Here is a 15,317-nt window from a genome sequence, read left to right as displayed (position 1 = left end):
CGACCCGAGAGGTGTATGTGTCCAGGCTTGAAGCCGAAGACCTGTACAAGGTGTTCGGCAGACGACCCGCTGAAGCGGTGGAGAAACTCCGCCGCGGAGCCGACCGTGAGGAGCTGCGCGCCGACGGCACCACAGCCGCCGTCATCGACGCGTCCTTCACTGTCGAACCGGGCCAGATCTTTGTCGTCATGGGTCTGTCCGGATCAGGCAAGTCCACGCTGCTGCGCATGCTCAACGGACTCCTGGAGCCCACGGCGGGACACGTCCGCTTCGACGGCCAGGACCTGACGCAGTTGTCCGCGCGCGACCTGCGCGCCGTGCGCTCCAGGAAGATCAGCATGGTCTTCCAGCACTTCGCGCTCTTCCCGCACCGCTCCGTCCTGGAGAACGCGGCCTACGGCCTTGAGGTGCAGGGCGTGGCGCGCGCCGAGCGTGAGAAGCGCGCCCACGAGGCGCTCGAACTCGCCGGTCTGAAGGGGTGGGAGAAGTCCTTCCCCGATGAGCTCTCCGGCGGTATGCAGCAGCGCGTGGGCCTGGCCCGCGCGCTCGCCACCGACGCCGACCTGCTCCTGATGGACGAGTCGTTCAGCGCGCTCGACCCGCTGATCCGGCGCGACATGCAGGACCAGCTGCTCGAACTGCAGAAGACCCTGAAGAAGACCATCGTCTTCATCACCCACGACCTGAACGAGGCCATGCGCCTGGGCGACCGCATCGCCGTCATGCGCGACGGCCGCATCGTCCAGATCGGCTCCGCCGAGGACATCCTCGTCACGCCGGCCAACGACTACGTCGCGTCCTTCACCCAGGACGTCGACCGCTCCCGCGTGCTGACCGCGGGCGCGATCATGGCCACTCCCGAGGAGGGCTACGACGCCTCCGAGGCCCCGGCGACGGTCACCGCGGACACCCCGATCATCGACCTGTTCACGCCCTGCTCGACCAGTGGCGTGGCCGTGTCCGTGGTCGACGGGGACGGCGAGCTGATAGGCGTCGTCCCGCGGGCCCGGCTGCTCGCCGTGCTCGGCGAGCCCATGAAGACGGAGGAGGCCGGGGCGAGCGACGACGCCACCCCGACGGACAAGATCGTGTCGCCGCGCGGTGAGGGCGACGGACCGGTGGAGAAGGTGAACGCCGGTGCCTAGGCTTCATTTCGGTGACTGGGTCGAGGACGCGGTCGACTGGCTGCAGTCGCATCTGACCTGGCTCTTCGACGTCATCCAGTCCGTTCTGGGGGGCATGTACGACGGCGTCGACGCCGTGCTCGGCGGCGGCGAGCCGCTGCTGATGGCGGGCATCCTCGCCGTGATCGCGTGCTGGCTGCGCGGTCTGCTCCCGGGCGTTCTCGCCTTCGTCGGCATGGCCCTGATCGACTCGCTCGGGCTGTGGAGCGAGGCGATGGACACCCTGTCCCTCGTGCTCGTCGCCGCGGTCATCACGATCGTCATCGCCGTGCCCATGGGCATCTGGGCCGCGCGCAGCAGCCGCGTCAGCGGGGCGATCCGCCCGGTGCTCGACGTCATGCAGACGATGCCGGCCTTCATCTACCTGATCCCCGGCGTCATGTTCTTCGGCGTCGGCACCACCCCGGGCCTGCTCGCCACGGTCATCTTCGCGATGCCGCCCGGCGTGCGCATGACCGAGCTGGGCATCCGGCAGGTCGACGGTGAACTGATCGAGGCCGCCGAGGCGTTCGGCACCAGCCCGCGCAACACCCTGACCCGGGTGCAGCTGCCGCTGGCCCTGCCGACGATCATGGCCGGTGTCAACCAGGTCATCATGCTGGCCCTGTCGATGGTCGTCATCGGCGGCATGGCCGGCGCCGGCGGCCTCGGCGAGCAGGTCTACTCCGCGATCACCCAGCTCAAGGTCGGCCTCGCCGCCGAGAGCGGTGTCGCCGTCGTCATCCTGGCCATGTACCTGGACCGGATGACGGGCGCCCTCAACGAGCGGGTCTCGCCGCTCGGCCGCCGCGCCGCCGCCCGGATCGCGGCGACCCGGCAGAAGCTCTCCTTCGCGCACTACAAGCCGGGCGGCGTCGTCGCCGTCATCGGTGTCGTGGCCCTGGCGCTGGTCGCCGGCGGCATGAACCTGGCCGGTGACGACGGCTCGGCCACGGCCAAGCAGAGCACGAACGTCGGCCAGGGCAAAAAGATCAACATCGGCTACATCCCCTGGGACGAGGGCACCGCCACCACGTACCTGTGGAAGGAGCTCCTGGAGGAGCGCGGCTACACCACCGACGTCAAGCAGCTCGACCCGGGCCCGCTGTACTCCGGTGTGGCGCGCGGCGACATCGACTTCCAGACCGACTCCTGGCTGCCGACGACGCACAAGGCGTACTGGGACAAGTACAAGAGCAAGCTCGACGACATGGGCTCCTGGTACGGCCCGACCTCGCTGGAGCTGACCGTGCCCTCGTACGTGAAGGGCATCGACTCGCTCGCGGACCTCAAGGGCCAGGGCAAGAAGTTCAACGGCAAGATCATCGGCATCGAGGCCAGCGCCGGGATGATGGGGACCCTCAACAAGAAGGTCCTCAAGGCGTACGGCCTCGACGGCGAGTACAAGGTCGTCTCCTCGTCGACCTCGACGATGCTCGCCCAGCTGGAGCGCTCCATCAAGAAGAAGGAGCCCGTCGTGGTGACCCTGTGGTCGCCGCACTGGGCGTACGGCAAGTACGACCTGAAGAAGCTCAAGGACCCGAAGGGCGCCTGGGGCAAGGGCGAACAGATCCACACCGTCGCCCACAAGGGCTTCGCGAAGAAGGACCCGACGGTCGCCCAGTGGCTGAAGGACTTCAAGCTCACCGAGAAGCAGCTCACGAGCCTGGAGAACGACATCAAGGCCGCCGGTGAGGGCCACGAGCAGGACGGCGTGCGCACCTGGCTGAAGAAGAACAAGGGCCTGGTCGACCAGCTCGCCCCGGTTTCCGGCGGCGGCGCCCAGAAGCAGGGCAAGGACGCCGGCAAGACCGTCAACATGGGCTACTTCCCGTGGGACGAGGCCATCGCCTCCACGTACCTGTGGCAGAACATCCTTGAGGACCGCGGCTACAAGCCGAACGTGAAGCAGCTCGACCCGGGCCCGCTCTACACCTCGCTCGCGCAGGGACAGATGGACGTCCAGCTGGACGGCTGGCTGCCACAGACGCACAAGCAGTACGTCGACAGATACAAGGGGCAGCTCTCCGACATCGGCGCCTGGTACGGCCCGACCTCGCTGGAGCTGACCGTGCCCTCGTACGTGAAGGGCATCGACTCGCTCGCGGACCTCAAGGGCCAGGGCAAGAAGTTCAACGGCAAGATCATCGGCATCGAGGCGAGCGCCGGGATGATGGGGACCCTCAACAAGAAGGTCCTGAAGGCGTACGGCCTGGAGGGCGAGTACAAGGTCGTCTCCTCCAGCACCTCGTCGATGCTGGCCGAGCTGGACCGCTCCATCAAGAAGAAGGAGCCGGTCGTGGTGACGCTCTGGTCGCCGCACTGGGCGTACGGCAAGTACGACCTGAAGAAGCTCAAGGACCCGAAGGGCGCCTGGGGCAAGGGCGAGCAGATCCACATCATCGGCAAGAAGGACTTCGGCAAGGACTTCCCCGAGTTCAACGGGTGGCTGAAGAACTTCAAGCTCAGCGAGGAGCAGCTGGCCTCCCTGGAGGTCGCGATCCAGAAGGGCGGCGCGGGCAACGAAAAGGCGTCCGCCCGCACGTGGCTGGACTCCCAGCCGGGCCTGGAGGACAAGCTCGCTCCCGTGAAGTGATGCCGGTCCCGGCCTGACCCCCGAGGGGTGGGTTCCGTCGCCGCCGCTGTTGTGCGGCTGTGACGGAACCCACCCCTCCCGGCATTCCGGGCGCACCGCGCGCGTTCGTACGCTCGACAGCACCGTGACCGCCGCCCGGCTCGCCGCCTTCGCCGCCGCCGCGCTCGCCGCCGTACTGCTCCTGACGCAGCTGCCCGTCGCCAGCGCGCAGCCCGCCTCGGAGGCCACCGCCCGATTTGTGGAACTTGCGGCGAATGTCGAGGTGGCGGACGGTCACCGCTACGGCCTCACCGACGGCACCGGCCGCACCATGGACGCCGCCCAGATCGTCCAGGCCGCCGACGGAACGTATCTGGCCGTGTACCACACGATGCTCGCCGACGGCCGTTTCCATGCCGCCGTCGCCACCTCCGGCGACCTGCTGCACTGGCACCGCCGCCACGACTTCGGTGCCGGAACCAGCCAGCCGGCGCTCGCCGCCGACGACCGCGGCGGCTACGTCCTGGCGTACGAGAAGGACCCGGACAACCACATCGCCGTACGCGGCTATGCCGATCCGGACGCACTGCTCGCGGGGGACGCCTCGGAACGCTTCGACGCGCCCCGCACGCTCTCCTCGTGCGCCGAGGGCACCCCCGCGATCACCGCCGTGCACGGCGACACCGTCGAGCTGACCGGCCACTACCGCGCCGACTGCGACACCGACCGCCAACTCACCGCCACCCTGAAGGGCTTCACCACCTGGCACGCCGCCCCCGACCACCGCCTCGACCGGGCGATAGCGGGCTTCGGCAACAGCGGCAACATCGGGGACCGCGACCGGCTCGCGCTCGCCGGGCGGCCCATGGTGCTCATCGAGGGGCAGCGGTGGCGCGACGACTTCGGCAGTTGGTCGACGTACGCCTACGATCCCGCGTCCGGCCGAGCCGACCGGGTCCCGTTGCGCACGAGCGGAGGCTCCACGTCCTTCGCCAATCCTTCGGCCACCCTGATCACGGACCCTGGCGGTCGTCGTGCGCTCCTGGTAAGCCTGTTCATCCCGGCGGAGGGGGCGGCGCCGGGAGAGGCCGGGCAGCTCGTCTACTGGCGGGACCTGTAGCACACGGCCCGATCCCGCTCCACAGCTTGTCCCGCTCGCATGAAACGGTTTGCCGAACATGCGTAGGGTGCAGTCAAGCGAACAGAGCACACGGTGGGTGGGAGGGAGCGGACGACATGGACGAACACAAGGAGTCACTTCGCGTGGGCGCGGCCGTCCGGCGTCGGCGCCGGTCGCTCGAACTTACGCTGTCCGCCGTCGCCGAGCGCAGCGGCCTGTCGGTGCCCTTCCTCAGCCAGGTCGAGAACGAGCGGGCGCGGCCCAGCCGCCGCTCCCTGGAGAAGGTCGCCGACGCCCTCGGCACCACCGCCGTCGAACTGCTCGCCGCCGCCGACCCGGCCCGCACCGTGGACCTGGTGCGCGCCGACGACACCACGGTGGAGGAGGACCCGGCCGCCGGGGACGCCTTCGTCGTACGGTCCCTCGTACGCGGCCACCACCAGATGCACGCCCAGGAGTTCGTGGGCGACCACGACCCAGGCCGCGAGTTCCAGCTGCGCAACGACGTGCTGATGCATGTCACCGAGGGCGCCGTCGAGGTGGAGGCCGAGGGGCGTGCCTACCGTCTGGTGCGCGGCGACACCCTGTATCTGACCGGTGGCGTACGGCACCGGTGGCGGGCGACCGTGCCGGACGCACGGGTGCTCGTGGTGGCGGTCGCGGAGCACATCGACGCGGTCGACGAGCCCGGCCCCAAGTAGCGTGCGGGTCGTCTCCCTCGTCCCGTCGCTCACCGAGGCGATCGCGGTCACGCTGCCGGGCGTCCTGGCCGGTGCGACCGACTGGTGCACGCATCCGGCGGGCCTGGACGCGGCGGCCGTGCCCCGGATCGGCGGCACCAAGAACCCCGACGTCCCCGCGGTCGTCGCGCTCCGCCCCGATCTGGTCGTGGCCAACGAGGAGGAGAACCGGGAGTCCGACCTCGCCGCCCTGAGCGCCGCCGGCGTCGAGGTGCTCGTCACCGAGGTGCGCGAACTTCCGCAGGCCATACGTGAGTTGGACCGGGTCCTGCGGGCCTGCGGGGCACGCTCGCGACCGCGCTGGCTGGACGAGGCGGAGGCGGCCTGGGACGGGCTCGCCCCGCCGCCGCGGCGGTTGCAGGCCGTGATCCCGATCTGGCGGCGCCCCTGGATGGTCCTCGGCCGCGCCACGTTCGCCGGTGACCTGTTGGCCCGGCTCGGCGTCGACAACCTCTACGCCGGGCACGCCGACCGCTATCCGCGTGTCCCGCACGACGAACTGGACGCGGCGGAAAAGGACTTGGTGGTGCTGCCCGACGAGCCGTACCGTTTCACGGCCGACGACGGCCCGGAGGCGTTCCGGGCCCGGTCGGTCCTGGTCAGCGGGCGCCATCTCACCTGGTACGGACCGTCGCTGCGGGAGGCGCCCGCCGTGCTGCGGCGTGCGCTGGAGGGGCGGATTGAGTAGGCGTGAGTAGGCGGCGCTTCGCCGCACGGGGAGTGCCCGGCGGCTACCGCGTCTGGGACAACCACGGGCGGCGCTGGTGGGGCGACCACTACGAGCTGTGCCCCGACGACCTCCTGACGGAGCTCAACGGGGCGGCGGACCCGGCCCGGATCACGGCGCTGCTCAAGCGCTACCGGACTCTCAAGCGCTGAGCGCCGGGACGTCACCGGGCCGGCGGGGGTGAGCGGCCGCCGGGACGTCACCGGGTTGGAGGGGGCGAGCGGTCACCGGGACGTCACCGGGCCGGCGGGGCGAGCAGCCGCCCGTCGAACAGGCCGCGCGCGGTCTGCACGGACGCCACCGCCCAGGCCGTCACCAGCACCGCGTACAGCAGGACCGCGAGCCCGTCGAAGACGGCGAGACCGGTGTGCTTGCCGAGGCCCTCGGCGCCGGTGACACAGGTGCCGACGGGGAAGGTGAACGCCCACCACGTCATCGCGAACCCCATTCCCTTGCGCCGGGCCCGCACCACCAGGGCGACCGCGAGGGCCAGCCACAGCAGGGCGAAGCCCATCACCGGCACCCCGTAGAGCACCGCGAACGCCGTGAAGCCGTGCGCGTACGAGTCGGGCAGCACGCCGCCCGCGACGTCGGCGAACTTGTTGGCGGCCGTCGTCGACTGCCCCAGCGGGCCGAGGACCAGGAAGAGGGTCGGGGTCAGCACCAGCGGCAGCGGCCCCGCGGTGACCAGCCGGGCGAAGATCACGGGAAGCATCACGAGCGTGGCGAGCAGGCTCAGCCCGAACATCGCGTAACAGGCGAGCAGGAACGACTCCTGAGCCTGCCCGGCCGGCAGATGCGGCACGAGCAGCGGGCCGACCGCGGCGGACACCATGGGCGCCACCACGGGCAGCAGCCACACGGGCGAGGCCTGCCCCGGCTCGATCCGGTGCCGTACGACCATCAGGTACGGGATCGCGACGGCGGCGGCGAGCCCGATGACCGTACCCACCACGAACAGCACGGTGTCGACGGCGAGCGCGGCGTCGAGCCCGATCCAGTCCTGCCCGACGAGCAGCGTCCCGGCGCCGACCGCGAGCATCGCCATCGACAGGCAGCCGTAGAACGGGGCCACGGCCGGGTCGAGGAGGTGGGCCCTGGCCTGGTCGCGGTGGTGCACCCAGTGCAGCGCCCGCGCCGCCAGCAGCGCCACCAGCATCACGGACGACAGCGCCCACACCACCGTGCACGCCGTGCGCAGGCCGGTGAACTGCACGGGCAGCGTCGCACCGGCGTTGGCGACGATCGCGGTGCCCATGACGGACGCGTACCAGTTGGGCCCGAGATGGCGGACGGCGGCGACGCGGACGGCGGTCGCGGGGACGGAGTGCGGGTGGGCGGCGGTGACCATGCCTTCACCATGCTCCCTGCGTACGGCCCCCACCAGGGACGTTGCCGCTATGGGCACATAAACTGGCTTTATGAGTACGGAGCGGCAGGGGCAGGGGCAGGGGCGGCGGGACGGCGACACGGGCGGCGGGCCGCGGGACACCCCGCCGGGAGTGCTCGCCCATCGCGTGCCCGATCTCGGCGCCCTCGAACTGCTCCTCGCCGTGGCCCGCCTGGGCAGCCTCGGCGCGGCCGCGCGGGAGCTGGGCATCACCCAGCCCGCGGCCAGCAGCCGGATCCGCTCCATGGAACGCCAGCTGGGCCTCGCCCTGGTCGACCGCTCCCCGCGCGGCTCCCGGCTCACGGACACGGGGGCGCTCGTGACGGACTGGGCGCGGCGGATCGTGGAGGCGGCGGAGGAGTTCGACGCGGGCGCGCAGGCGCTGCGGGACCGCCGCGACTCCCGGCTCACGGTGGCGGCGAGCATGACGATCGCCGAGTACCTGCTGCCGCGCTGGCTGCTCACGCTGCGGGCCGCGCGCCCCGACACGGCGGTCTCGCTGCTCGCCGGCAACTCGGCGGTGGTCGCGGAACGGCTGCTGAGCGGGGAGGCGGACCTCGGCTTCGTCGAGGGGGTCTCCGTCCCCAAGGGGCTGGACGCGACGGTCGTCGCGCACGACCGGCTGATCGTGGTGACGGCCCCGACCCATCCCTGGTCACGCCGGCGCAAGCCACTGGCGACGGACGAGCTGGCCACCACTCCGCTCATCCTGCGCGAGGAGGGCTCGGGCACCCGCCAGGTCCTCGACGCGGCCCTCGGCGGCCTGGCCCGCCCCCTGATCGAGCTCTCCTCGACGACGGCGGTGAAGGCGGCGGTGGTGAGCGGCGCGGGCCCCTCGGTCCTGAGCGAGCTGGCCGTGCGGGAGGAACTGACGGCCCGCCGCCTGGTCGAGATCCCTCTGGACGCACCCCCGCTGACCCGCTCCCTCAAAGCGGTCTGGCCCACGGGCCACCGCCCCACGGGCCCGGCCAGAGACCTGCTCGGCCTGACGCGGTCCCCGTGAGGGGCGCGGGGAACGGCGCGAGAACGGACCACCGGCTGTCAGCCGAGGACGGCCCGCGGCTTGGTCGAGCCCCCTGGACGCCCCCCCCGCTGACCCGCTCCCTCAAAGCGGTCTGGCCCACGGGCCATCGACCCACGGGTCCGGCCAGAGACCTGCTCGGCCTGACGCGGTCCCCGTGAGGGGCGCGGGGAACGGCGCGAGAACGGACCACCGGCCGTCAGCCGAGAACGAGACACGGGGGGCCGGGGGCGCAGCCCCCGGGGATCGGGACGGGAAGGGGAGGAGGGGGCGACCCTCGAGGACGCGCACCCCCACCCACCCGGCACGAGAAAACGACTGGCGCCCGAACCCGCGCACCGGCCAAGCTCGCCCCCATGACCCAGGCCCCGCCCGCCACCGGCAGAAGAACCCCCTGGGCCGAGCTCCCGGCCCACGTCAAGAACGCCCTGACCGACAAGCTGGGCGCCGAGGTGACCCGAGCCGAGACCCGCCCCGGCGGCTTCTCCCCGGGCGTGGCGGCGAGCGTCACCCTCGCCGACGGCCGCCACGCCTTCGTCAAGGCGGTCAGTGCCGAGACCAACCCGCACAGCCCCGGCCTCCACCGCGCCGAGGCCCGGCACGCCGCAGCGCTGCCGCCGGACGTCCCGGCTCCGCGCCTGCTCGCCACCTACGACGACGGCACCTGGGTCGCCCTCGCCTTCGAGCGGGTCCCCGGCAGACAGCCCGAAGTGCCGTGGCGCCGGGACGAGTTGAACCGCGTACTCGACGCCGTGGGGGAGCTGGCCCGGACCCTCACCCCGGCCCCGTTCGACGCCCCGCCCGCCGTCGAGGCGCTCGCCGGGACCTTCGACGGCTGGCGGCAACTCCTCGACCAGGACCTGGTGGAGGCGGCGCACCTGGACCCATGGACCGCCCGCAACGTCCCCGCCCTCGTCGAACTCGCCTCCACCTGGGCCGAGTTCGCCTCCGGCGACACCCTTGCCCACGGCGACCTGCGCGCCGACAACATGCTGCTCACCCCCGAGGGCCGCGTCGTCTTCGTCGACTGGCCCCACGTGCTGCGCGCGGCGCCCTGGCTCGACCTGCTGCTGATGCTGCCGTGCGTCGCGGCGCAGGGCGGCCCGGACCCCGAAGTCCTGTTCACCGGGCACCCGTTGGGCCGGGACGCCGACCCCGAGGGAGTCACCCGGACACTCGCCGCGCTCACCGGGTACTTCCTCTTCCACGCCGCGCTCCCCGACCCGCCGGGCCTGCCGACCCTGCGCTCCTTCCAGCGCGCGCAGGGCGAGGCGGCCCTGGCCTGGCTGAAGCGGCGGCTCAGAAGCCGTGGGGCGTCGCGGCCGCTCGTACCAGACCTTCCGTGACGCGCGCGTCCTCACCCATCTCGGGGTGCCACTGCACCCCGATCACCCAGGACATCCCGGGGAGTTCGACGGCCTCGACGGTGCCGTCCGCCGCGTGCGCCGACGCGACCAGGCCCTTGCCGAGCCGGTCCACCGCCTGATGGTGGTAGGTCGGCACGTCCGCGGGCTCCGGGACGAGGTCCCCGTACCGCGTGCCCGGCACCGGCGTCACCGTGTGCCGGCCGAAGACGCCGGTCTGAACGACGTGCCCGTCGATGTGCTGGGTGAGGGTGCCGCCGAGCGCCACGTTCAGCAGCTGCATCCCGCGGCAGATGCCGAGCAGCGGGGTGCCCGAGGTCAGCGCCGCCCGGATCAGGGCGAGTTCCCAGGTGTCGCGCTCCTCGGCGGACGGCCCGGTGCGCGGGTCGCGCTCGGCCTTGTACCGCTCGGGCGCCACGTCGGGGCCGCCCGCGATGATCAGCCCGTCGAGCCGTGCCACCACCGACGGCGCGTGCCGGGCGTCGTCCGGCGGCACCATCGCGGCGAGGCCGCCCGAGGACTGCACCAGCTGCGGGTAACCGGCCGGGAGGAGCGCCGCGGGCATCTCCCACACGCCCCAGCCTGCCTTCTTCTCCAGATAGGTGCTGATGCCGATCAGCGGCCTGCTCACCATGCTGCTGTGCTCCCCACGGACGACGCCAGGTCGGAAGGACGGGAAAGGAAGATCAGAGCGTACGAGATCACGGGCCCGGCCACTCCGGCGTTCAGCATGCGGGCAGCCGAAGCCAATGGATCGTATCCATACCTTTAAATGATCGGGCCGGGGCAGGTCTGGGGCAGGGTCGGGACAGGGCCGGGCCGGGGCCGGGCAGGTCAGGTCAGGAAGCCCCGCAACAAGGCTGCCGTACCCCCGCAGTGCTCCCGCATCACCTCGCGCGCGCCGTCCGCGTCCCCGTCGAGCACGGCCTCCACCAGAGCGGTGTGCTGACGCTGCGAGTGCTCCAGGTTCCGCACCAGCAGCGGGATACAGTCGAGCAGCTCGTTCACGCTCGCGCGCACCGCCGCGTACTGGGCGGCCAGCGACGGCGAACCGCACAGCTCGGCGAGGGTGAGGTGGAGGAGCGTGTCCTGGCGGCGGTAGTCGGCCAGCGGCGCGTCGTGCGTGGCGGCGAGCGCGGTGCGCAGCCGCCCGGCCCGTACGCCGTCGAGGCCGTGGGAGGCGCACAGGCCGGCCGCGCCGGTCTCCAGGACCTCGCGGAAGCGCAGCACGTCCTCGATGTCGACGCCCTCGACGCGGCGCCGCAGCTCGTCCTCGCCGCCGGCCCCGGGGCGCGGCAGCACGAACGTCCCGCCGTACCGGCCGCGCCGCGCCGCGACGAGCCCCTGGTCCTGGAGCACCTTCAGCACCTCGCGCAGCGTGACCCGGCTGATCCGCAGCCGCTCCGCCAACTCCCGCTCGGACGGCAGCCGTTCGCCGCCCGGCACCAGGCCGAGCCGGACCACCTGGAGGATCTGCTCCAGGGCCTCCTCGAAGCCGTTGCCCGCGCGCACGGGGCGCAGCACCGTCGCGAGCTGTGCCCCGTGCAGGTGGCCGTCGGCATCCGGGTGCGACATGAGGTCCGATCCCCTTCCCAAGCAATGGTTCTCACCCATACCTTATGACGCATCACCTCGCATGACCCTGTGGCGTACCCGAGGAGGACCTTCCCGTGGCAGACCGCACACCCCCGCTCTCCGTCGAGGAGCTGCACGCCCTCGTCGCGAGCGGAGAGATCGACACTGTCGTCCTGGCCTTCCCGGACATGCAGGGGCGGTTGCAGGGCAAGCGGTTCGCCGCCCGCTTCTTCCTCGACGAGGTCCTGGAGCACGGCACCGAGGGCTGCAACTACCTCCTGGCCGTCGACGCGGACATGAACACCGTCGACGGATACGCGATGTCGTCCTGGGACCGCGGCTACGGCGACTTCGCCATGCACCCCGACCTGTCCACCCTGCGCCGCGTGCCCTGGAACGCGGGCACCGCGCTGCTCGTCGCCGACCTCGCCTGGGAGGACGGCACGCCCGTCGTCGCCGCGCCCCGCCAGATACTGCGCCGCCAGCTGGAGCGCCTCGCCGGCCTCGGCCTGACCGCCCAGGTCGGCACGGAGCTGGAGTTCATCGTCTTCAAGGACACCTACGAGCAGGCGTGGGACGCGAACTACCGGGGCCTGACCCCGGCCAACCAGTACAACATCGACTACTCGGTCCTCGGCACCGGCCGCATCGAGCCGCTGCTGCGCCGCATCCGCAACGAGATGGCGGCGGCCGGCCTCACCGTCGAGTCCGCCAAGGGCGAGTGCAACCCCGGGCAGCACGAGATCGCCTTCCGCTACGACGAGGCCCTCGTCACCTGCGACCAGCACGCCGTCTACAAGACCGGCGCCAAGGAGATCGCCTCCCAGGAGGGCTGCTCGCTCACCTTCATGGCGAAGTACAACGAGCGCGAGGGCAACTCCTGCCACATCCACCTCTCGCTCACCGACGCGGACGGCAACAACGCGATGGCCGGGCCGCACGGCATGACCGACCTCATGCGGCACTTCCTCGCCGGACAGCTCGCCGCCCTGCGCGACTTCTCCCTGCTGTACGCGCCGAACATCAACTCCTACAAGCGGTTCCAGCCGGGCTCCTTCGCCCCGACCGCCGTCGCCTGGGGCCACGACAACCGCACCTGCGCCCTGCGCGTCGTCGGCCACGGCCGCTCCCTGCGCTTCGAGAACCGGCTGCCCGGCGGCGACGTCAACCCGCACCTGGCCGTCGCCGGACTCGTCGCCGCCGGCCTGTACGGCGTGGAGCACGAGCTCGAACTCCCCGAGCCCTGCGCGGGCAACGCGTACACGGCCGAGTACGAGCACGTCCCCACCACCCTGCGCGAGGCCGCCGAGCTCTGGGAGAACAGCCCCGTCGCCAAGGCCGCCTTCGGGGACGAGGTCGTCGCCCACTACCGCAACATGGCGCGGGTCGAACTCGACGCCTACGACGCCGCCGTGACCGACTGGGAGCTGCGCCGCTCCTTCGAACGCATGTGAGGACCACCCGTTGCTCCAGGTACTGAATCCGGCGACCGAGGACATCGTCGCCACCGTGGCCGCCGCCACCCGCGAGGACGTCGACGCGGCCGTGGCCCGCGCGGTCGCCGCCCAGCGCGGCTGGGCCGCCGCGGCCCCCGCCGACCGGGCCCGCCTGCTGCGCCGCTTCGCCGTCACGGTCGACGAACACCGCGAAGAACTCGCCGAGTTGGAGGTGCGCGAGGCAGGCCACGTCATCGGCAACGCCCGCTGGGAGGCGGGCAACGTCCGCGACCTCCTCGACTACGCCGCAGGCGGCGTCGAGCGGCTGACCGGCCGGCAGATCCCGGTCCCCGGCGGCCTCGACGTCACGCTCCTGGAACCGCTCGGCGTCGTCGGCGTCATCGCGCCCTGGAACTTCCCGATGCCGATCGCCGCCTGGGCCACCGCCCCGGCCCTCGCGGCGGGCAACGCGGTGCTCCTCAAGCCCGCCGAGACCACCCCGCTCACCGTGCTCCGGCTCGCCGAACTCGCGCTGGAGGCGGGCCTTCCCGAGCACCTCTTCCAGGTCCTGCCCGGCGAGGGCCCGGTCGCCGGTGACGCGCTCGTCGAGCACCCGGACGTCGCCAAGATCGTCTTCACCGGCTCCACCCGCGTCGGCAAGCAGATCATGGCCAAGTGCGCGGACCGCGTGAAGCGGGTGACCCTCGAACTCGGCGGCAAGAGCCCCAACATCGTCTTCGCCGACGCGGACGTCGAGGCCGCCGCCCTGGCCACCCCGATGTCCTTCCTCGACAACTCGGGCCAGGACTGCTGCGCCCGCACCCGCATCCTCGTCCAGCGCTCGGTCTACGACCGGTACCTGGAACTCCTCGCGCCCGCCGTCGCGTCCGTCGTCGTCGGCGACCCGTCCGACGAGGAGACCCAGATGGGCCCGCTCATCTCCAAGACCCAGCTGGAACGGGTGCGTTCGTACGTTCCTCAGGACGCGGCCGCCCTCACGGGCAGCGCCCCCGACGGGCCCGGCTTCTGGTTCCCGCCCACCGTCCTGACCGACCTGCCACCCGGCGCGCCCGCCGCCGTCGAGGAGGTCTTCGGGCCGGTCGCCGTCGTGCTGCCCTTCGAGGACGAGACCGAGGCCGTACGCCTCGCCAACGCCACCGACTACGGACTCTCCGGCTCCATCTGGACCCGCGACGTGGGCCGCGCGCTGCGCGTCTCGCAGGCCGTCCGCGCGGGCAACCTGTCCGTCAACTCGCACTCCAGCGTGCGCTATTGGACCCCGTTCGGCGGCTATCAGCAGTCCGGCCTCGGCCGCGAACTGGGCCCCGACGCCCTGACCGCCTTCACCGAAACCAAGAACGTCTTCATCAGCACGGAGGCTTGAAAGACCCATGACCGAAGACATCATCTGCCGGCGCCTCGTCGGCCGCACCGCCGTCATCACCGGCGCCGGCAGCGGCATCGGCCTCGCCACCGCACGGCGGCTCGCCTCCGAAGGCGCGCACGTGGTCTGCGGCGACATCGACGAGACCGCGGGCAAGAAGGCGGCCGAGGAGGTCGGCGGCACCTTCGTGCAGGTCGACGTGACGGACGCCGACCAGGTCGAGGCCCTCTTCAGGACGGCCTTCGACACCTACGGCTCGGTCGACATCGCCTTCAACAACGCGGGCATCTCGCCGCCCGACGACGACTCCATCCTCGACACCGGCCTCGAGGCGTGGAAGCGCGTCCAGGAGGTCAACCTCACCTCCGTGTACCTGTGCTGCAAGGCCGCGCTGCCGTACATGCGGCGCCAAGGCAAGGGCTCCATCATCAACACCGCGTCGTTCGTGGCCCGGATGGGCGCCGCGACCTCGCAGATCTCGTACACCGCGTCCAAGGGCGGCGTCCTCGCCATGTCCCGCGAGCTGGGCGTGCAGTTCGCGCGCGAGGGCATCCGTGTCAACGCGCTGTGCCCGGGGCCGGTCAACACCCCACTCCTGCGGGAGCTGTTCGCGAAGGACCCGGAGCGCGCCGCCCGCCGCCTGGTCCACATTCCGGTCGGCCGGTTCGCCGAGGCCGACGAGATCGCCGCCGCCGTCGCCTTCCTGGCCAGCGACGACGCCGCGTTCGTCAACGCCACCGACTTCCTCGTCGACGGCGGGATCTCGGGCGCCTACGTCACGCCTCTGTAGGGGACGCGCCATGTAGGTGTACGGTCCCGGAA

General features: G+C 71.8%; 14 protein-coding genes. 11 read left to right on the top strand and 3 right to left on the bottom strand.

The features are described 5' to 3' along the window. Nucleotides 1–17 precede the first annotated feature (17 nt). The 6 genes from J3486_RS10870 (at nucleotide 18) to J3486_RS10845 (ending at nucleotide 6,477) form a co-directional block, all read left to right on the top strand. Nucleotides 18–1,145, top strand: a complete 1,128-nt coding sequence (locus J3486_RS10870) for a glycine betaine/L-proline ABC transporter ATP-binding protein (protein WP_207819999.1) — start codon at nucleotides 18–20, stop codon at nucleotides 1,143–1,145. Beyond that, nucleotides 1,138–3,759 carry an ABC transporter permease/substrate binding protein gene (locus J3486_RS10865; protein ID WP_207819998.1) on the top strand — a complete coding sequence of 874 codons (2,622 nt, stop codon included), beginning with the start codon at nucleotides 1,138–1,140 and terminating at the stop codon, nucleotides 3,757–3,759. The genes J3486_RS10870 and J3486_RS10865 overlap by 8 nt, the downstream gene beginning before the upstream one ends. A 124-nt stretch (nucleotides 3,760–3,883) precedes the next feature. Then, nucleotides 3,884–4,858 (top strand): hypothetical protein, encoded by a 975-nt coding sequence (locus J3486_RS10860; RefSeq protein WP_207819997.1) that lies wholly within the window; start codon nucleotides 3,884–3,886, stop codon nucleotides 4,856–4,858. 116 nt (nucleotides 4,859–4,974) lie between these two features. Beyond that, nucleotides 4,975–5,559 carry a helix-turn-helix domain-containing protein gene (locus tag J3486_RS10855; RefSeq protein WP_207819996.1) on the top strand — a complete coding sequence of 195 codons (585 nt, stop codon included), beginning with the start codon at nucleotides 4,975–4,977 and terminating at the stop codon, nucleotides 5,557–5,559. A 1-nt stretch (nucleotide 5,560) separates the two neighbouring features. Beyond that, on the top strand, nucleotides 5,561–6,286 hold the full coding sequence (locus J3486_RS10850; protein ID WP_207819995.1) for a helical backbone metal receptor: 726 nt from the start codon (nucleotides 5,561–5,563) through the stop codon (nucleotides 6,284–6,286). Between the two features lie 2 nt (nucleotides 6,287–6,288). Next, nucleotides 6,289–6,477, top strand: coding sequence for a hypothetical protein (locus J3486_RS10845; RefSeq protein WP_207819994.1), 189 nt, complete (start codon nucleotides 6,289–6,291; stop codon nucleotides 6,475–6,477). An 83-nt stretch (nucleotides 6,478–6,560) separates the two neighbouring features. Here the strand turns inward: J3486_RS10845 and J3486_RS10840 are convergent, their stop codons facing one another. After that, on the bottom strand, nucleotides 6,561–7,676 hold the full coding sequence (locus J3486_RS10840; RefSeq protein ID WP_207819993.1) for a TDT family transporter: 1,116 nt from the start codon (nucleotides 7,674–7,676) through the stop codon (nucleotides 6,561–6,563). 70 nt (nucleotides 7,677–7,746) lie between these two features. Here J3486_RS10840 and J3486_RS10835 point away from each other — a divergent pair, with 70 nt between their 5' ends. Continuing rightward, complete coding sequence (locus J3486_RS10835; protein ID WP_229377823.1) at nucleotides 7,747–8,718, top strand: LysR family transcriptional regulator; 972 nt, start codon at nucleotides 7,747–7,749, stop codon at nucleotides 8,716–8,718. Between the two features lie 374 nt (nucleotides 8,719–9,092). Continuing rightward, complete coding sequence (locus tag J3486_RS10830) at nucleotides 9,093–10,082, top strand: aminoglycoside phosphotransferase family protein (RefSeq protein WP_207819992.1); 990 nt, start codon at nucleotides 9,093–9,095, stop codon at nucleotides 10,080–10,082. Here the strand turns inward: J3486_RS10830 and J3486_RS10825 are convergent. Then, a complete protein-coding gene (locus J3486_RS10825; protein WP_207819991.1) occupies nucleotides 10,036–10,734 on the bottom strand; it encodes a gamma-glutamyl-gamma-aminobutyrate hydrolase family protein in 699 nt (232 codons plus the stop codon). The genes J3486_RS10830 and J3486_RS10825 overlap by 47 nt on opposite strands. Nucleotides 10,735–10,934: 200 nt before the next feature. Then, the gene (locus tag J3486_RS10820) at nucleotides 10,935–11,675 is read right to left on the bottom strand and encodes a FadR/GntR family transcriptional regulator (protein ID WP_207819990.1); all 741 of its coding nucleotides are present in this window, start codon (nucleotides 11,673–11,675) and stop codon (nucleotides 10,935–10,937) included. A gap of 95 nt (nucleotides 11,676–11,770) precedes the next feature. Between J3486_RS10820 and J3486_RS10815 the strand changes: the two genes are divergently transcribed. From J3486_RS10815 to J3486_RS10805, 3 genes are read left to right on the top strand one after another with little or no spacing between them, the layout of a single operon-like run. Beyond that, nucleotides 11,771–13,129 (top strand): glutamine synthetase family protein, encoded by a 1,359-nt coding sequence (locus tag J3486_RS10815; RefSeq protein ID WP_207819989.1) that lies wholly within the window; start codon nucleotides 11,771–11,773, stop codon nucleotides 13,127–13,129. A 10-nt stretch (nucleotides 13,130–13,139) separates the two neighbouring features. Beyond that, nucleotides 13,140–14,495, top strand: a complete 1,356-nt coding sequence (locus tag J3486_RS10810; protein ID WP_207819988.1) for an aldehyde dehydrogenase — start codon at nucleotides 13,140–13,142, stop codon at nucleotides 14,493–14,495. 7 nt (nucleotides 14,496–14,502) lie between these two features. Next, a complete protein-coding gene (locus J3486_RS10805) occupies nucleotides 14,503–15,285 on the top strand; it encodes a 3-oxoacyl-ACP reductase (RefSeq protein WP_207819987.1) in 783 nt (260 codons plus the stop codon). Nucleotides 15,286–15,317 lie beyond the last annotated feature (32 nt).

The sequence above is a fragment of the Streptomyces sp. VRA16 Mangrove soil genome (assembly GCF_017377775.1).
Classification (GTDB): domain Bacteria; phylum Actinomycetota; class Actinomycetes; order Streptomycetales; family Streptomycetaceae; genus Streptomyces.
This window is presented reverse-complemented; position numbering and strand designations above follow the sequence as displayed.